Source organism: Bradyrhizobium liaoningense (assembly GCF_018130955.1).
Lineage (GTDB): Bacteria > Pseudomonadota > Alphaproteobacteria > Rhizobiales > Xanthobacteraceae > Bradyrhizobium > Bradyrhizobium liaoningense_C.
In genome coordinates, this window is the sequence record NZ_JAFCJM010000022.1 from 85,124 (window position 1) to 102,387 (window position 17,264).

Genomic DNA, 17,264 nt, shown 5'->3' on the forward strand with positions numbered 1-17,264 from the left:
CTGACAGGTTCAAGCGATGTTGTATTTCACGCGGTGGAAGGCGCTGGGGATCATCCTGACGGCGTTGATCGTGTGCCTCTGCGCGGTCCCGAACTTCTTTCCCGAAGCGCAGGTCAAGACCTGGCCCGCCTGGGCGCAGCGCCGCCTCGTGCTCGGCCTCGACCTTCAGGGCGGCTCCTATCTGCTGCTCGAGGTCGATTCCAACTATGTGAAGAAGGAAAAGCTGGACCAGGTTCGCGACGACGTCCGTCGCGTCCTGCGCGAAGCCAAGATCGGCTATACCGGGCTCGTGACCCGCGGCGATTTCGTCGAGGTCAGGGTCAAGGACACCGACAGCCAGGCCGCGCTGGCCAAGCTGCGCGACCTCCCGCAGCCGCTCGGCGGTCTGATAGGGTCCAGCGGTCAACGCGACCTCGAGGTGACGGACGCCACCGGCGGCCTGATCCGGCTGAGCATTCCGCAGCCCGCGATGCTCGAGCGCATGCGCAAGACCATCGAGCAATCGATCCAGATCGTCGAACGCCGCGTCAACGAGCTCGGCACCGTCGAGCCCGTCATCCAGCGCCAGGGCAACGACCGCATCCTGGTGCAGGTGCCGGGCCTGCAGGACCCGACCCGTCTGAAGGAATTGCTCGGCAAGACCGCGAAGATGGAATTCCGCATGGTCGACACGTCCGTGCCGCCGGATCAGGCGCAGCAGGGCAGGGTGCCGCCGGAGTCCGAGCTCCTGATGAGCGCGTCTCCGCCGCCGACCCCCTACGTCGTCAAGAAGCAGGTGCTGGTGGCGGGCGGCGACCTGATTGACGCCCAGGCGACCTTCGACCAGCGCACCAGCGAGCCGGTCGTCAGCTTCAAGTTCAATACGTCGGGGGCACGCAAGTTCGCGCAGGCCACGCAAGAGAACGTCGGGCTGCCCTTCGCGATCGTGCTCGACAACAAGGTGATCTCGGCGCCCGTGATCCGCGAGCCGATCACCGGCGGCCAGGGCCAGATCTCCGGCAGTTTCACCGTGCAATCGGCCAACGATCTCGCGATCCTGCTACGCGCCGGCGCGCTGCCGGCGCCGCTCACGGTCGTGGAAGAGCGCACCGTCGGTCCGGGCCTCGGCCAGGACTCGATCGAGAAGGGCGAGCTTGCGGCTTACGTCGGCTCGATCCTGGTCATCGTGTTCATGCTGTTGACCTACCGGCTGTTCGGCGTGTTCGCCAATATCGCGGTGGCCATCAACGTCGCCATGATCTTCGGCCTGTTGTCGCTGCTCAACGCCACGCTGACGCTGCCCGGTATCGCCGGCATCGTGCTCACCGTCGGCATCGCCGTCGACTCCAACGTGCTGATCTACGAGCGCATCCGTGAGGAACTGCGCGGCGGCCGCAACGCGATCTCGGCGATCGACGCCGGCTTCAAGCGGGCGCTGGCGACCATCCTCGATTCCAACATCACAACCTTCATTGCCGCCGCAGTGCTGTTCTACATCGGTACCGGCCCGGTGCGCGGCTTTGCCGTGACGCTCGGCATCGGCATCATCACCACGGTGTTCACCGCCTTCACGCTGACCCGGCTGATCGTGGCCTGGTGGGTGCGGTGGAAGCGGCCGCAGAGCGTGCCGATCTAGGAGCCTGATTGTGACTCACTACGTTCTCATCGGGCTTGGCATCCTCATTGCCGTCCTCACCGTGGTCGCGGCGCTCGGCCTGCTGCCGTCGCTGCGCATCGTCCCCGACAATACGCATTTCGACTTCACGCGCTTCCGCCGTATCAGCTTTCCGATCTCGGCGGTGCTGTCGATCGTCGCCATCACGCTGTTCTTCACCCACGGCCTGAATCTGGGCATCGACTTCCGCGGCGGCTTGCTGCTGGAGGTGAGAGCGAAGTCAGGTACCGCCGACATCGCCGCGATGCGCACCGCGGTGGAAGCGTTGCGTCTCGGCGAAGTCCAGTTGCAGCAGTTCGGCGGCCCCGCCGACGTCCTGATCCGTGTTGCGGAGCAGCCCGGCGGAGACGCCGCCCAGCAGGTGGCCGTGCAGAAGGTCCGTTCCGCACTCGGCGATTCCGTCGAGTACCGCCGCTTCGAGGTGCTCGGCCCGCGCGTCGCCGGCGAGCTGTTGGCCTACGGCATGCTCGGCCTGATGCTCGCGATCGTCGCCATCCTGATCTATCTCTGGTTCCGCTTCGAGTGGCAGTTCGCGCTGGGCGCCATGATCGCCAACGTGCACGACATCGTGCTCACCATCGGCTTCATGTCGATCAGCCAGGTCGATTTCGACCTCACCAGCATCGCGGCGCTGCTGACTATTCTCGGCTATTCGCTCAACGATACGGTGGTCATTTATGATCGTATCCGCGAGATGCTTCGCCGTTACAAGAAGATGCCGATGCCGCAGCTTCTCAACGAGTCCATCAACTCGACGCTGTCGCGCTCGATCATCACCCACGTCACCGTGACGCTGGCGCTGCTCGCGCTGCTCTTGTTCGGCGGACACGCCATCCACAGCTTCACCGCTGTCATGATGTTCGGCGTGGTGCTGGTCGGCACCTACACCTCGATCTTCATCGCGGCGCCGATCCTGATCTATCTCGGCGTCCACAGCCAGCGCGCCGAAGCGGCGGAAACGGATACGCCGGCGAAGAAAAATCGGCCATGATCCGAACCGCATGCCCTCGCGCGCGTTCGCGAGGGCAGTGAGAATAGTCGGACCAACCCCATGGCAGGCGATCCCAACGCTCCGCATTTCCCGCGCTCGGCGCCGATCGACGCCTATGGCAAGGGCGGTTTTGCCTTTGCCGGCATGTCGCATCGGGGATCGCTGCTCTGCCTGCCCGATGCGATCTGGGCCTGGGACGTGACGGACCCTGCGAAGATCGACCGCTATTCGCTCGACAAGGTGTTTGCGGCCGCCAACAGCATCGACACCTTGCTGGTGGGCACGGGAACCGGGATCTGGCTGCCGCCGCCGGAGCTGCGCCAGGCGCTGAAGGCGGTGAGGGTGGTGCTTGATACGATGCAGACCGGCCCCGCCGTGCGCACCTACAACATCATGATCGGCGAGCGCCGGCGCGTCGCGGCCGCCCTGATCGCCGTGCCATGACCGCGGCAAACCCGACCGCCGACGCGGCCGCGTTCTGCGCCGACCTCGTCCGCAGCCACGATTTTCCGCGCTATGCCTCGACGCTGTTCGTGCCCGCGACGGAGCGTCGTGCGCTGCTCGCGCTCTATGCCTTCAACGTCGAGATCGTGCGCGTCCGCGACCAGGTGACCCAGCCGTTGCCCGGCGAGATCCGGATGCAGTGGTGGACCGACATGCTGGCCGGCCATGCGCATGGCAGCGCGGAGGGCAATCCCGTCGCGGCCGAGCTCCTGCGCGCCATCCGCGACTACGATCTGCCGGTCGAACCGCTGTCGCGCCTGTGCGAGGAGCACCAGTTCGACCTCTACAACGATCCGATGCCGACGATTGCGGCGCTGGAGGGTTATTTGTCCGCAACCTCGTCGGCGCTGTTCGCGCAGGCGGCGCGAATCCTGGCGCAGCCGTCGGCTGAGGCCGAGCATCTGGCCCGGCATGCCGGCCTCGCGCAGGGCATGGTTCAGGTGCTGGCAAACCTGCCGCGCGATGCCGCGCACCGCCAATTGTTCGTGCCGCAACAGCTTCTCGACAGCCATGGCAGCGGCATGGAGGAGGTGTTCGCGGGCAATGACGCGCCGACGCTCCGGGCGGCCCTCGAAGCGCTCGGCGGCGAGGCGCGGCAACATCTGGCGACCGCACAATCGCTGCTGGCCGAGGTGCCGCCTGCGGCGCGGCGCGGGTTCCTGCCGCTATCTCTGGTGCGTCGCGACCTCGCACGCCTGACCCGTGCCGACCGCAATCCCTTCCTGCCGCAGCCCGCATCGCGGCTGGCAACCCTATGGACCCTGTGGCGCGCGTCACGGTCGCGTGAATTTACCAAATAGCCGTCGTCATATCGCTCGCGACGGCCAAATGCTCTATGCTGTCCCATGGCCGAAGCAACCCGAACCGTCACGTCAGAGACGCTAGCATCCTCAGTCGATCTGAGCGGCCTGCCGGTGACGCTTGCCGACCTCCATGCCGCGGCCGAGACCGTGCGCGGCGCCATCGTCGAGACGCCCTGCAGCTACAGCCGCACGCTCAGCAACATCTGTGGCTGCGACATCTGGCTCAAATTCGAGAACCTTCAGTTCACCTCGTCCTTCAAGGAGCGCGGGGCGCTCAACCGCCTGACCGCCCTGTCGGACGAGGAGCGCCGGCGTGGCGTGATCGCGATGTCCGCCGGAAACCACGCGCAGGGCGTCGCTTATCACGCGAAGCGCCTCGGCATTCCCGCAACCATCGTCATGCCGGTCGGCACGCCGATGGTGAAGATCGAGAACACGCGGCATCACGGTGCCGAGGTGATCGTCACGGGCGCGACGCTGGAGGAGGCCGCGGAGTTCGCGCGTGAGCACGGGCAGGCGCGCGGCATGGTCTTCGTCCATCCTTATGACGATCCGCTTGTGATCGCGGGGCAGGGCACGGTTGCGCTCGAAATGTTGAAGGCGGTGCCGGAGCTGGACGAGCTCGTCGTTCCCATCGGCGGCGGCGGATTGATCAGCGGCATGGCGATTGCGGCGCGTTCGCTCAAGCCGTCGCTGCGGATCATGGGGGTGGAGGCCTGGCTCTATCCGTCGATGTACAACGCGATCCACGGCGGCAATCTGCCGGCGCGCGGCGACACGCTGGCCGAGGGCATTGCGGTCAAATCGCCCGGCAAGATCACGACCGAGATCGTGCGTCGCCTCGTCGACGACATCGCGCTCGTCAATGAAGCCGAGCTCGAGCGCGCGGTCGCGACCCTGATCTCGATCGAGAAGACCGTCGTGGAGGGCGCGGGCGCGGCCGGCCTTGCCGCGATCATGTCGGACCCGTCGCGTTTTGCCGGCCAAAAAATCGGCCTGGTGCTGAGCGGCGGCAATATCGACACGCGGCTGATCGCCTCGGTGTTGACCCGCGAGCTCGCGCGCGAGGGGCGGCTGACCCAGCTCTCGCTCGACATCCCCGACCGGCCCGGGCAACTGGCCGCGGTCGCGGCGCTGCTCGCCGAAGCCGGCGCCAACATCATCGAGGTCTCACATCAGCGGACCTTTTCCGACCTGCCGGCCAAGGCGACGCTGCTCCAGCTCGTCATCGAGACCCGCGATGCCGCGCATCTCGACGAGGTCATGGCCAAGCTCGGTGCCTCCGGATTGAGCGTGCGCTGCGCCTGAGCAGCGCGGCCGCCCTGCCTCAGATGCAGAGGCTGAGCAGCTTGATGTGGCAGGTGCTGGCTTTGGGCTGGCTTGCGGGAGCGGCGTCGCGCTTCACGGCGACGAGCGGCTCCTTTTCCTTCTTGCGCTTGCCCGGCTTCGGCTCGTAGTCGCCGGCGATCACCATCGCCCAATAGGTGCGCTTGCCGCTTGCATTCCTTGCGCTCGCAATGCCGACGCGGGAGGCGTTGTGCAGGAGGAGATTCTTGCGGTGCCCGGAAGAGTCGATCCACTGGCCCAGCGTCTTCTCAAAGCTCTCGTAACCATAGGCGATGTTCTCGGCAGCGCGACCCGCGCCGGCCGGTGCGACGCGCCGGTTGAACGGGCCGAGGGCATCGTGGCTGAGATCGTCCTTGGCGGCCATCGCACGGGCCTGATCCATGGCGATGCGGTCGAGTGCTGCATCGCGCACGACGCGGGGCTCGCCGTGCTTCTGGCGGAAGCTGGAAATCTGCTCGGCCGGCGATTCCGCGGCCACTGCAGGCGCGGCGGCCAGCAGAAGGCCTGCCATCACCATGCCAACCGCGCGACGTGTCATCCCCCAGTTGCCCATTGTCCACCGTGATGCTCGGCCCCTTCTCCACCGGCAATGTGGAGGCTTCAAGGCGCGGGCCCGCGCCCTAGCTAGCCGGCAGGTCAGCCTCGAAATTGAAGCGGTCGCGCAAATTCTTGCGCTGCTCGAGGATGTCCTTGAGGAATGCGCGGTCCTGGTCGCTTGTCATCATCGGCTCGATCAGGTCGAGCTGGTTCATCGCGACCAGTTGCAAGATCTCCGTGCGCGGCTTGCCGGCGGCATCGCGCGGCAAGGCGTGCACCACCTGGATGTGCTCCGGCGGCTTTGGTCCCTTGGCCGCGGTGAGCTGATCGCGGAGCTGGGTCTCCAGCGCGGCTTGATCGGCTTCGACAAAGGCGTAGAGCCCGACGCCGGAACGGCGGTCGGCGAAGGCCACGATGGCGGTGTCGCGCACGGCCGGGTTCTTGCGGATGAGGTCGATCAGCACCGGCGCGTCGTTGACGAGCCTCCGGCCGCCGCCCTCGCGGTCGGTGAAGTTGAACAGCCCTCGGGTGATGGCGCGATAGACCTTCTTGCCGGTGGCGAGCCAGAGACTCGCGGCGAAGGATTTCTTCGCCAGGATCTTTCGCTCGCGCGGCGTCAGCGCTTCGGGCGCGTAGGATCGCTTGTGCTTAAGCAGATGCCGGAGGTCTTCATAGGCCAGGATGCGATAGAGCCGGCCGCGCCGCGCAAAGCAGGCCGCGAGCTGGAAATCGGTGACATAGGCCCGGCCGTCGCGCCCCACCAGCCAGTTCTGCTCCTTGGCGAGATCGTTGTGGCAGATGCCGGCGCGCCGCAGGCGGCGCAGCGCATCCTTGGCCGAACGGAAATAGGCGAGGTTGCCGTGCGGTTTCGCCAGGTGCAGCGCCACGCCGTCGACGAAGCCGCGCACCAGCGCGCGCCGGCCGGCCCAGAGTAGCTCGGGGCCGATATTGAGGCCCTTGGCGAGCGCCAGCGCATGCTTCTCGCGCGCGAACAGATGGCGGGCGAGCAGGAACGACCACCACGGCACTTCGTCCAGCCGACGCAGCACCGCGTCGACCTCGCCGCTCTCGGAGCGGAAGCGTCCGCGCTCGACGGTCGAGAACACGTCGCGCTTGAGCAGCACGCCCTCGGTCCAGCGCGCCGTGAGCACGGCGCTGTCGTCGTTCGGAAGGCTCATGAATGGCTCACGCCGCCGCAGCAATGCGTAAATTGTCGGCGATCCAGCGATCGAGATCGGCGAGCGCGCGGGCGCTCATCGCCTGCTTCTTGGCGACCGTCTTCTCGTTGCCGCGCAGCCGCGTGCCGTCGGGCTTCTTGGTCGGGACGCTCGCAAGCGGCGGGAACAGGCCGAAATTGATGTTCATCGGCTGGAACGAGCGCGTGCCCGGCTCGATGGTCTCGATATGGCCGCCGGTGATGTGGCCGAGCAGCGAGCCGAGCGCCGTCGTCGCCGGCGGGGACGCGAGCGTCTCGCCATGGGCGTCCGCCGCCGCATAGAGGCCGGCCATGAGGCCGACGCTGGCGGACTCCACATAGCCCTCGCAGCCCGTCATCTGGCCGGCGAAGCGCAGGCGCGGCTCGGCGCGCAGGCGGAGCTGCCCGTCGAGCAGTTTTGGCGAGTTGAGGAAGGTGTTGCGGTGCAGGCCGCCGAGGCGGGCGAATTCCGCATTCTGAAGGCCCGGAATGGTGCGGAAGATCCGCTGCTGATCGCCGTATTTCAGCTTCGTCTGGAAGCCGACGATGTTGTAGAGCGTGCCGAGCTTGTTGTCCTGGCGGAGCTGCACGATCGCGTAGGGCTTTGTCGTGGGATCGTGCGGGTTGGTGAGCCCGACCGGCTTCATCGGTCCGTGGCGCAACGTCTCCGGACCGCGCTCCGCCATCACCTCGATCGGCAGGCAGCCGTCGAAATAGGGCGTGTTCGTCTCCCACTCCTTGAACTCGGTCTTGTCGCCGGCGATCAGCGCGGCGACAAACGTCTCGTACTGCTCCTTCGTCATCGGGCAGTTGAGATAGTCGGCGCCGTTGCCGCCGGGGCCGACCTTGTCGTAGCGCGACTGGAACCAGGCGACCGACATGTCGATGGACTCGCGATGCACGATGGGGGCGATCGCGTCGAAGAAAGCCAGCGCATTCTCGTCGGTCAGCGCGCGGATTGCGTCGGCGAGCGGCGCCGAGGTGAGGGGGCCAGTCGCGACGATGACGTTGCCCCATTCGGCCGGCGGCAGGCCTGCAATTTCGCCGCGAGCGATCTCGATCAGGGGATGCTCGCTAAGCGCCTTGGTGACGGCGGCGGAAAAGCCCTCGCGGTCGACCGCCAGCGCCCCGCCGGCGGGCACCTGGTTGGCATCGGCCGCGCGCATGATTAGCGAGCCCAGGCGGCGCATCTCGGCGTGCAGCAGCCCGACGGCGTTGTTGGCGGCATCGTCGGAGCGGAAGGAGTTGGAACAGACGAGCTCGGCGAGCCCCTCGGTGCGGTGGGCCTCGGTCATGCGGCTCGGCCGCATCTCGTGCAGCACCACGGGGATGCCGGCCTTGGCGACCTGCCAAGCGGCCTCGGAGCCGGCAAGGCCGGCGCCAACGATATGGACGGTTTGGGACTTGGTATCGGACTTGGGACCTGTCATGGGCGCGACAGGTAGCGCTTTTCGAAGGCAAGTGGAATCGCGGAGATGGCGTTCCCAACCACTGGATACGACAACGCCCGCACGAGGCGGGCGCTATCGGCTTGGTCCGGTCGGACGAGCTTTTGGCTCAGCCCTGGTATTGGCCGGCTGCAACACGCGGAATGTCCGAGCGATCGAGGCCGATATCGGCCAGCTCGCGATCGCTGAGCTGCGAGAGTTCAGCAACATTGCGCTGATAGTCCCGGAACGCGTGGATCATGCGGATGAGCGAGAGCAACATGGTAGTCTCCTGTAGTTCGATTCAGCCTTTGATGGCGGCCTCATCGTTGAAATGAATATAGGTGGATGTGCTGCACTGCGGAAGTTCCGATGTTGCGATGCAGCTAAGCGATAAACGCATGACGATGGTAAGAAACGATTAACCTCTCGGCACACCCACCCAAGGGATGTGCGGGCCTCTCCCGAGGCAGTAATAAAATCTCGAATAATCACAGGTTTATGATAGATTCAGTTGGTCCCATCTCTTGCAGAAAATAGGACGCATTCCGTGGCCGGCAAGGTTTTCGAATAGCGCCTAATCCCAAGTTTTCCATGCACGATTCGCATGCAACTCACCGTCGAATAAGTGAATAATTATTCATTTCAAGAGAGCGGCCGCGACTTTGTGGAGAGCGCCGACTCCCATCCGATTCCGCCGCTTCACGGCCCGTCCGGTATCCCGGCACGCCCGGCAGGAGCAGGGGCTCCGGACTCTGATGGGCGCTAGCACGCCGAGCGTGCACCGGGGTCTGATTACAAGCTTGTAATGAAAATCAGAAATTCTGCATGCGTCCCTGCGGGACACGCAACATCACGTAGTTCTCGCGGGGAATTCATTCTCACATGTTACGGCGAGTAGCGGACAATCCTGGCGCAGAGTCCGGCAATGGAGTCGGTGCTGTCCAAGAAGAGAACGAAGAACAGAAGGAAAGTAACATGATGAAGACGTTACTCGGGGTTATGGCAATCGCAGCCGTTACGTTCGCTGTCGCGCCGGCGCAGGCCGCCAAGCATGCGGTGGGCGGTTGCAGCGGCGCCAATCTGGAAAAGACCGAGACGGCGATCGAGAACATGCCCGACGGTGACAGCAAGATGGTCGCGAACAAGGAAATCACGGCCGCGCAGGACGCTTTGCTCAACGGCAAGATGGGCGTCTGCGGTGCGCATCTGAACAAGGCGATGCAGGCCACGATGGGCAAATAAGCGGAGAGGCAAACGCTATAGGGAGGGCCGGTCGCAGCTCCTGCGATCGGCCCAACGCTTTTTTTAGGGGGCCCGCGACAGCTGGGTCGCAAAATTGGCGACCGTCTTGGCGTAGACCTCGCTCTTGTTCCACTGCTGAAGCACCGTGAAGTTGGGACCGCCGGGCTCCCAGTCCTTGCCGCGCTGCCAGCCATAGTTCGCGAGATAATTGGCGGTTGACGCCAGCACGTCGGGGGCGCTGTGCAGGAGATCGCGCCGGCCGTTGTTGTCGAAGTCGACGGCGTATTTCATCCAGGACGACGGCATGAACTGGGTCTGGCCGAGCTCGCCGGCCCAGGCGCCTTTCATCTCGCTAGGGGCGAGATCTCCGCGCTGGACGATGCGCAGCGCGTCCATCAGCTCGCCGCGAAACTGCTCGGCACGCCGGCAGTCGTAGGCGAGTGTCGCCAGCGAGCGTATGGTCTGAAACTTTCCGGTGTTGACGCCGAAATCGGTCTCCAGTCCCCAGATGGCGACGATCACTTCGCCGGGCACGCCATAGGTCTGTTCGATGCGCGACAGCACCGAGCCGTATTGCTTCATCATGTTGGAGCCGCGCGTCATCCGCGGCGGCACCATGCGGCCGGAAAACTCCTCAAAGCTCTGGCTGAAAACCTTTTGCGAGCGGTCACGCTGCAGCACCGACTGGTCAAGCGTCACGCCGGCAAGACCTGCCATGATCGCCTGCTGCGAGATGCCCTTGGCGGCGGCCTCGGTCTTGAAGTCGGCGAGCCAGGCATCGAAATTGCCCGACCCGCATGCGGTTGCGGCGAGCGTTGGCCCGGCGAAGGCTATCGAGACGGTGAGACTGAGGGCTGCGAGCGAAAGACGATGAAACGTCGGGGTCATTCGAAAGAATCGATTTCCTGAAAGTGATATGACCGGCCGCAGCCATCTTGGGAGCAACCGCGGCTAAAACAAGGCCCGTGAGCCGGTGGAACCTGCCCGAAACACGGGCAGGGTTAAGGATTGATGTGGGACGCTTCCGCCGGTCGACAAGCGGCCGGCGGAGCACCATGACGTGACCTACTCTCCGGTGCGATTCCGCCAGGGGAACAGATTGGCCGGGAAGTCGGCCGCCGGCTTGCGCGGACGATGCGGCGGAGGCGGCACCGGCCGGGCATTCGGATCCGACACGATCACCTTGCGATAGAGATGCCAGGTGGCGTGACCGAGCAAAGGAATGACAACCGCGAGGCCCAGGAAGGCGGGCAGGGTTCCGAGCGCGAGCAGCACCGCGACGATCAGGCCCCAGGCCGCCATCGGTACCGGATTCTTCGCGACCGCCCGGAGCGAGGTGACCATGGCTTCGCCGGCGCTGGCATGGCGGTCGAGCATCAACGGGAACGAGACGACGCTGATGCAGAGCGCCGCGAGCGCGAACAGGAAGCCTGCACCGCAGCCGACGATGATCAGCCACCAGCCTTGCTGCGTCGTCAGCACGCGCGTGATGAAATCGCCAATGCCGGTGACGCCTTCATAACCGAATGCCGCGATATAGATCGCTTGCGCGGTAGCGACCCAGGTCACGAACAGGGCGAGCAGCAGCGTGCCCAGCCCAAGCATGGCCCCGAAAGAGGGCGAACGCAGCACCTCCAGGGCATCCCAGGCGCTCGCTTCCTCGTAGCGTTCGCGGCGGCTGCTGAGCTCATATAGTCCGAGCGCGGCAAACGGTCCGATCAGCGCGAATCCGGCGGCGAGCGGGAACAGCAGCGGGATCACCGAATAGCCCATCGCGACGCGCGCGATGACGAGGCCCAGCACCGGATAGATCACGCACAGGATGACGGCGTGGCTCGGCACCGCCTTGAAATCCTCCCAGCCGCGCTTCAGCGCGTCGTGGAGGTCCGAGAGTTGGATGGTCCGGATGGTTGGTCCAGCCGCTTCAGTGGACTGGGCCATGCCGGGGACATTGCCCTGGTAGAGTGTCGCCATGGTCGCTAGCTCCCTTGCCGCGCAGCCGCATCTGCGCCGACAAACGGCGCAAGCGGCCGCATTTCCTAGACAATTGCGATCCAGACCAGACGCGAATTCCAGACGGGATCGCGGACTGAGACTCAACGGTACTCCCAATTCGGAGGGCTGTCCTGCACTGTTGGGTGAATATTGTTGCCGCAGCGCAACCTCGTCATTTCGTCGTCATTTCGCCGCAGATAAGCTCATGCTGTGCAACGCGTCGTGTGTCTGCGCAAGAATCAGGTCTATTGAGTGCCACTCAGGCCCTTCCTTCGGATCCTTTTTGGGGAGCAACTATGAGCATTTTCGGAAAAATCATGAGCGCGATCTTCGGCAGCCAACCGGCAGCGGCAGCGCCGGCGGGCGGCGCGAGCGCGCCCGCAAGCTCCGGCGCTACCGCGTCCCCGGCATCCGCTCCCGCGGCAGCGCCTGCGCCGACCGTCGACGTCGCGCCGATCCTCGACAAGGCGGTCGCGGCCAAGAAGGAGAAGCTGGAGTGGCGCACCTCCATTGTCGATCTCATGAAGGCGCTCGACATCGATTCGAGCCTGGCCGCGCGCAAGGAGCTCGCCAAGGAGCTCGGCTTCACCGGCGATACCAACGATTCCGCCAGCATGAATGTCTGGCTGCACAAGCAGGTCATGACCAAGCTTGCGGCCAATGGCGGCAAGCTGCCGCCGGAGATCAAGCACTAAGCGTTAGCGCGCTTCGTCGAAAGGGCCCGCCATCGTGCGGGCCCTTTTGCGTTTGGGGCGTCACGCGATGAGGTCGGCATCCTCCGGATGCTTGTGCAGGTAGTGGACGACAAAACCGCAGCCCGCGATCACCTTCTTGCCGTCCGCCCGGATCAGCTCCAGCGCGCCCTTCACCAGCTCCGAGGCGATGCCGCGGCCGCGCAAGCTGCGCGGCGTCTCGGTGTGGGTGATGATGAGGGCCTGCGGCGTCAGCCGGTAGTTTGCAAAGGCGACCTCGCTCCCGACGTCGAGCTCGAAGCGGTTCTTGTCCTTGTTGTCGCGTACGGCAGCCGACATGCGAATCCTTCCGAGATTGTCGTTCCAACCCCGATGTAGGCGGATGAACCCGCTTCTGGAAAGATGCGACCAACGGACATCGTCGCAGGGGAGATATCCGGCAAATGCGTGTCTCGATTGGCCATCTGGCGTCGCTTGCCGTTCTTGCGCTCAGTTTCGCCGCGTCCGCGCCCGCTGCGGCCGAGGGCGGCCCGGCGTGGGAGGCCTGTGTCGGCCTCGCCAGCACGCCCGACGAGCGGGTCAAGGCCTGCTCTACGGTGATCGATACCAAGAGTGAAACCGGCCGCCGGCTCGCGGGCGCCTATTGCAACCGCGGGCATGGGCTCACCGAGAAGCGCGAGCTCGATGCCGCGCTCGCCGATCTCGACGAGGCGATCAAGCTCGCTCCCGACTATGCCTGCGCCTTCAACAACCGCGGTCGCGTCTATTCCTTCAAGCGCGACTATGATCGCGCGATCACCGAATACGACCAGGCGATCAAGCTCGATCCCAAGCTCGCGCTCGCCTACAACAATCGCGGCGACGCTCGTGTCAACAAGGGCGATATCAACGGCGCCCTGGCTGACTTCGACGCGGCGATCAAGGTCGATCCGAAGCTTGCCGCAGCCTACGATAACCGCGGCTTCCTCTACTATCGCAAGCGCGATATGACGCATGCGATCGCCGACTACACGATGGAGATCAAGCTCGCCCCCGATCTGCTCGCCTTCATCAACCGCGGCAACGCCTATCGCGATTCCGATCAACTCGACCGTGCTGCCGCCGATTATGGCGAGGTCATCCGGATGGCGCCAACGGATGCGCGCGGTTGGCGCAACCGAGGCCTGATCCGGCTCTATCAGGGCGACAACAAGGGTGGCCTCGCCGATTACGACAAGGCGCTGCAATACGATCCGTCCGACGTGTTCTCCTGGAACAACCGCGGCCAGGCCAAGATGCGCCTCGGCGACAAGCAGGGCGCGATCGCGGATTTCAGGAAGGCCTTGGAGCTGCGTCCGGACCTGTCGACGGCACGGGAATCGTTGCAGCGGCAGGGGGCGATGTAGTCTGCAAATGACTCACGACGTCACGCACGTTGCTTGATTGACGCGACCTCGCGGACAGCTTTCCTGCTCATTTCGCCAGGGTGTGACGGGTCGGCATCTCCGGGGTTGCGCCGGAGATCTCGAACGTCAGAAAAGTATTCCAACCGGATGCGCGATGGGCCGCGAGGAACTCGCCGTAACCTCTCAGGTTCAAAGATCCCTGCATCTTCCCGATCGGAAAAATGTAGCCGATTTGCGGACCGATGCCGATCACGCGCGACCTGAAGGGTCCCAGGATAGGGTGTTGGCCGGAGTCAGCGGTAACTTGCTGATACGCATACCCCACAAGGCCGATGAAAAGTTGTTTTGACAGGTATTGCGACGCTCCCCAATCGAAATGGAAATCAATGCCGTTCTGGTATTTTGTCTGTTGATTTTCGAAGTTGTAGGTAAAGCCAGCGACAGCGGAAAATTCTCGACCTGTTGCCGAGTTGAAATAGGTATATCCGCCGCCGCCATCGACCGCTCCGTGGCCAATCCCGATGTTGGAGAGCCGTCCCCGATCATAGGCTCCGACAGGAATGTCGCCCGTACCATAGATCACCCAGTTGTGGACGCCTTGCCCCCATTTCAACGTCACTATCGGGCTGAGATCGCCAACCGACGTGAAGGAATCCAAAATGGTACCCGTGCGGGTCGCGGTGACCGAACCGAGTTGGGCCGTCAGAGTCCCGTCGAGGCGCGCGTCGACGCGACTGAATGATCCGGCCATGCCAATCGCCAATTGGCCGCCGAGCACTGAATTGGCAAAGGCGTATGTGGGCGCCAGGATGACCTGATCGGCACGCGCGCTCAGATTCGCATTCAGACTGACATTTGCGTTTGCCGGAAGATTTCCGATGGCAATTTGTCGGGAAGCGGAAACGCTGCCGGAGGCGGCTACGGAGGTGTGATAATAGACAGTGTCTAGCGTCCAGCCGGGCGTCGAAGGCGCCGCGGCGAGACTGCCAACTTGCCCTGGAAGCCAGAACGACACACCCCCTTCATCGGCGTTGGCAATGCGGCCGGAAAGCGCGAGCTGAGCTGCAACCGCCCCAACAAACAGCAGCCGTCCCAAACAACTGTGCCCCAAGTCGAATCCAAGGCACTGCATTCGCGTTCTCTTTTGTCCAGAACGGAAACCGGCCAGCAAGGTTACAGTTCGTGCGAAGGGTGCATGAGCACTCGCACAAATCTAGGACAATAGCGCGAGGCTGGAAAGTTGCGCTAATCGCAGCCTGTGACGCGCTTCACCGCCTTCGTGTACTTCAAATGCAGCGAACCGTTAGGTTCGTTCGAAGGAGCATTACGACTGAGGAGACGATCTGAGTCCAGGCAGGTCTGGAGATCGAGCTGGATGTGCGAGCAGGACCCCAGGGCGTTCTTTTCGGCCTCGTCCTTCGAGGCGCCAAATCCGACAAAAGTCTGTACACGCCCGGCCTCGATGTCGACCGTCGATACAACAGTGATTTCCGAAATGTAATAGGACGAGCACGGGGCAGCGAGCACCTCGGCGGAAATCCCAAGCATTGCAAGCCAGAATACGCTCAGTGAAGCGGCTTTCACGTTGGCTCCATGTTTTGCTTCTTGGAGGGCCGGCGCACTGTTGAGAAAGCAAGATGGACAAGCGATGAGCATCAGCATCCCTCCGGATGCATGCTCAGGAGCCTCATTCATACAGAGCGCAGACGCCTCCTTGCCAGCGGACGCACCGGCGGACTGCTCGACGGGTCTGACGGATGGTGGTGCGTGCGACGCAGACACCGTTCACGAGCGTTCGGCCCGGGCCGCAGCCGACGGCTACTTGCGTGATCATGTGATCTGATTGGACCAGCGGCGCAGGTGTTATTGCCTGGGCCGAGGTTGTAACCAGGACGGCGAAGCCCACAATGGCTAGTCGGATCATTGTGCTTCTCCTTGCGGTTCAAATACCGATGTCCCATCGGACGGACAAATACCGGACAACCGTTGAGCTAAATCAAAGGGACAGCGTGCATACCGGACTGGGCTCGCGCCAAGATCAACCGCGCCAGGGGCAAGCCCACGTGGGAACCTTCGCGGGCAAGTGCGGTTCCACTGCAACAGGCCGCGGGACCAGTGCGCTCGTCAGCCAGCTCCGCGAGACGACGCGTTCGGAGGTCACGTGAGATGACGCCAGCCTGGTATGTCACTTTTGAGAGTCGTCCACGCAGTCTGCGCGAAAGAAGGCGAAGCCCGCGCGAAACCAGAACATTCGCAACCGAAGATGAAGCCAAGAACTTTGCGCGCTCAAAAGTCGGGGACGGACTGATCGTCTTTGCGGGTACGATCAATCCCCATCTGCCGCGGCGGCATATCCCGTCCAGCCACCTTCACCTGTGGCTTTCAGAAGGCCACGAGGACGCAGCCGAAGGCTCACCGGTTCCCGACAACGAATGAACCCCGGAAATGCCCTGATCGGATTTCGATTGAGTGTTGCCATCTTGTTACGGGGGCTTGAAGGACTCGCGACTAAACTCGCGATTGGCATGGTGAAGTTATGCACGCTCCCGTGCACAAGAAGTTGTGGGTCAACAATAAGTTCTGATACGGAGACAATCACATGAGGAAACTGCTAATTGCCGCTGTAAGCGTCGCAGCCATGGGCCTGGCTGCCCCTGCATCGGCTGCCGACATGGCGGTCAAGGCGCCGCCGCCGGCCCCGGTCGTGGCAATCTATAACTGGAGCGGGTTCTACATCGGCGGTAACGGCGGATGGGGCCAAAGCCGCCAGTGCTTGGATTTTGTAACGCTCGCAGGAACAGTCGCGGGTGGTTGCGCTGATCGCTCCGGAGGTCTTGTCGGCGGACAGATCGGGTATCGCTGGCAAACCAATCAGTTTGTGTTCGGCTTGGAAGCACAGGGCGATTGGGCCGACATCAAGAATACGCGCGTCAGCCTGATCGATCCGCTGATTTCAACCACAGGGAAAACCGATGGCATTGGCCTCTTCACGGCCCAACTCGGTTGGGCGTGGAACGCGTCACTGTTCTACGTGAAGGGTGGCGCGGCCGTCACGCACAATAGCTTTGATGTATTCAACAACGTCACCGGCGTCGGTCTGGCCTCGGCAGGTCACACGCGCTGGGGTGGCGCCTTGGGTGTCGGCTGGGAATATGGCTTCGCACCGAACTGGTCCTTCGGTATCGAATACGACCATCTGTGGATGGGGCATGACAACAGGTCGTTCGCAGGCGTGGTTACTCCCGGTGGGGCCACCCTCGTGGGCACCGGGGTCAGCCAGGACGTGGACATGGTCACCCTGCGCTTCAACTATCGCTTCGGCGGCTACACGGCCCCGATCGCAGCGCGCTATTAGTTCAATCTCGGTACCCAGCAACCTGGCCCCGGGGATCCCTCCGGGGCCTTTTTTGTGTGTGCCGAGTATGAACGACAGCTTGGAGGTGGAAGTCCTCTATCCAGCCTGATGACGGCGAAGGATTAGCGAAGCGC

At 63.8% G+C, this 17,264-nt stretch carries 19 protein-coding genes; 10 read left to right on the forward strand and 9 right to left on the reverse strand.

The genetic code is table 11. From position 1 onward, the window contains the following. Positions 1 to 16: 16 nt before the first annotated feature. Genes secD through JQ632_RS19890 form a run of 5 tightly spaced genes read left to right on the forward strand, consistent with a single transcriptional unit; the run spans position 17 to position 5,260 of the window. Positions 17 to 1,615, forward strand: coding sequence for a protein translocase subunit SecD (gene secD / locus JQ632_RS19870; RefSeq protein ID WP_212404261.1), 1,599 nt, complete (start codon positions 17 to 19; stop codon positions 1,613 to 1,615). Positions 1,616 to 1,625: 10 nt separating this feature from the next. Further along, positions 1,626 to 2,645 carry a protein translocase subunit SecF gene (gene secF / locus JQ632_RS19875; protein ID WP_212404262.1) on the forward strand — a complete coding sequence of 340 codons (1,020 nt, stop codon included), beginning with the start codon at positions 1,626 to 1,628 and terminating at the stop codon, positions 2,643 to 2,645. 60 nt (positions 2,646 to 2,705) lie between these two features. Continuing rightward, positions 2,706 to 3,089 (forward strand): Mth938-like domain-containing protein, encoded by a 384-nt coding sequence (locus JQ632_RS19880; RefSeq protein ID WP_212404263.1) that lies wholly within the window; start codon positions 2,706 to 2,708, stop codon positions 3,087 to 3,089. Next, positions 3,086 to 3,949 (forward strand): phytoene/squalene synthase family protein, encoded by an 864-nt coding sequence (locus tag JQ632_RS19885; protein ID WP_212404264.1) that lies wholly within the window; start codon positions 3,086 to 3,088, stop codon positions 3,947 to 3,949. Before JQ632_RS19880 ends, JQ632_RS19885 begins: the two co-directional genes overlap by 4 nt. A gap of 45 nt (positions 3,950 to 3,994) precedes the next feature. Continuing rightward, positions 3,995 to 5,260, forward strand: coding sequence for a threonine ammonia-lyase (locus JQ632_RS19890; protein WP_212404265.1), 1,266 nt, complete (start codon positions 3,995 to 3,997; stop codon positions 5,258 to 5,260). A gap of 19 nt (positions 5,261 to 5,279) precedes the next feature. Here the strand turns inward: JQ632_RS19890 and JQ632_RS19895 are convergent, their stop codons facing one another. The 4 genes from JQ632_RS19895 to JQ632_RS19910 all read right to left on the reverse strand — a co-directional run bounded on the left by JQ632_RS19895 (position 5,280) and on the right by JQ632_RS19910 (position 8,741). Then, a complete protein-coding gene (locus JQ632_RS19895; protein WP_212404266.1) occupies positions 5,280 to 5,837 on the reverse strand; it encodes a CAP domain-containing protein in 558 nt (185 codons plus the stop codon). A gap of 82 nt (positions 5,838 to 5,919) precedes the next feature. Beyond that, the gene (locus JQ632_RS19900) at positions 5,920 to 7,014 is read right to left on the reverse strand and encodes a serine/threonine protein kinase (RefSeq protein ID WP_212404267.1); all 1,095 of its coding nucleotides are present in this window, start codon (positions 7,012 to 7,014) and stop codon (positions 5,920 to 5,922) included. A gap of 7 nt (positions 7,015 to 7,021) precedes the next feature. Continuing rightward, positions 7,022 to 8,461, reverse strand: a complete 1,440-nt coding sequence (gene trmFO / locus JQ632_RS19905) for a methylenetetrahydrofolate--tRNA-(uracil(54)-C(5))-methyltransferase (FADH(2)-oxidizing) TrmFO (protein WP_212404268.1) — start codon at positions 8,459 to 8,461, stop codon at positions 7,022 to 7,024. Between the two features lie 127 nt (positions 8,462 to 8,588). Beyond that, positions 8,589 to 8,741: a DUF1127 domain-containing protein gene (locus JQ632_RS19910; protein ID WP_140979519.1), complete on the reverse strand. Its 153-nt coding sequence runs from the start codon at positions 8,739 to 8,741 to the stop codon at positions 8,589 to 8,591. Positions 8,742 to 9,439: 698 nt separating this feature from the next. On the opposite strand from JQ632_RS19910, the gene JQ632_RS19915 reads away from it, so the two are divergent. Then, positions 9,440 to 9,703, forward strand: a complete 264-nt coding sequence (locus JQ632_RS19915) for a hypothetical protein (RefSeq protein ID WP_212404284.1) — start codon at positions 9,440 to 9,442, stop codon at positions 9,701 to 9,703. Between the two features lie 63 nt (positions 9,704 to 9,766). Here the strand turns inward: JQ632_RS19915 and JQ632_RS19920 are convergent, their stop codons facing one another. Further along, the gene (locus JQ632_RS19920) at positions 9,767 to 10,591 is read right to left on the reverse strand and encodes a lytic murein transglycosylase (RefSeq protein WP_212404269.1); all 825 of its coding nucleotides are present in this window, start codon (positions 10,589 to 10,591) and stop codon (positions 9,767 to 9,769) included. Positions 10,592 to 10,768: 177 nt separating this feature from the next. Next, positions 10,769 to 11,677: a DUF2189 domain-containing protein gene (locus tag JQ632_RS19925; RefSeq protein WP_212404270.1), complete on the reverse strand. Its 909-nt coding sequence runs from the start codon at positions 11,675 to 11,677 to the stop codon at positions 10,769 to 10,771. Positions 11,678 to 11,994: 317 nt separating this feature from the next. On the opposite strand from JQ632_RS19925, the gene JQ632_RS19930 reads away from it, so the two are divergent. Then, a complete protein-coding gene (locus tag JQ632_RS19930) occupies positions 11,995 to 12,393 on the forward strand; it encodes a DUF3597 domain-containing protein (protein WP_212404271.1) in 399 nt (132 codons plus the stop codon). A gap of 60 nt (positions 12,394 to 12,453) precedes the next feature. Here the strand turns inward: JQ632_RS19930 and JQ632_RS19935 are convergent, their stop codons facing one another. Beyond that, on the reverse strand, positions 12,454 to 12,729 hold the full coding sequence (locus JQ632_RS19935) for a GNAT family N-acetyltransferase (RefSeq protein ID WP_212404272.1): 276 nt from the start codon (positions 12,727 to 12,729) through the stop codon (positions 12,454 to 12,456). Between the two features lie 104 nt (positions 12,730 to 12,833). Here JQ632_RS19935 and JQ632_RS19940 point away from each other — a divergent pair, with 104 nt between their 5' ends. After that, positions 12,834 to 13,775: a tetratricopeptide repeat protein gene (locus JQ632_RS19940; RefSeq protein ID WP_212404273.1), complete on the forward strand. Its 942-nt coding sequence runs from the start codon at positions 12,834 to 12,836 to the stop codon at positions 13,773 to 13,775. Between the two features lie 67 nt (positions 13,776 to 13,842). Here JQ632_RS19940 and JQ632_RS19945 read toward each other — a convergent pair whose 3' ends face one another. After that, a complete protein-coding gene (locus JQ632_RS19945; RefSeq protein ID WP_212404274.1) occupies positions 13,843 to 14,907 on the reverse strand; it encodes a transporter in 1,065 nt (354 codons plus the stop codon). 113 nt (positions 14,908 to 15,020) lie between these two features. After that, positions 15,021 to 15,437, reverse strand: a complete 417-nt coding sequence (locus JQ632_RS19950) for a hypothetical protein (protein WP_212404275.1) — start codon at positions 15,435 to 15,437, stop codon at positions 15,021 to 15,023. Between the two features lie 504 nt (positions 15,438 to 15,941). On the opposite strand from JQ632_RS19950, the gene JQ632_RS19955 reads away from it, so the two are divergent. Further along, positions 15,942 to 16,211 carry a hypothetical protein gene (locus JQ632_RS19955; RefSeq protein ID WP_212404276.1) on the forward strand — a complete coding sequence of 90 codons (270 nt, stop codon included), beginning with the start codon at positions 15,942 to 15,944 and terminating at the stop codon, positions 16,209 to 16,211. 163 nt (positions 16,212 to 16,374) lie between these two features. Further along, the gene (locus JQ632_RS19960) at positions 16,375 to 17,130 is read left to right on the forward strand and encodes an outer membrane protein (protein WP_212404277.1); all 756 of its coding nucleotides are present in this window, start codon (positions 16,375 to 16,377) and stop codon (positions 17,128 to 17,130) included. Positions 17,131 to 17,264: the final 134 nt, after the last annotated feature.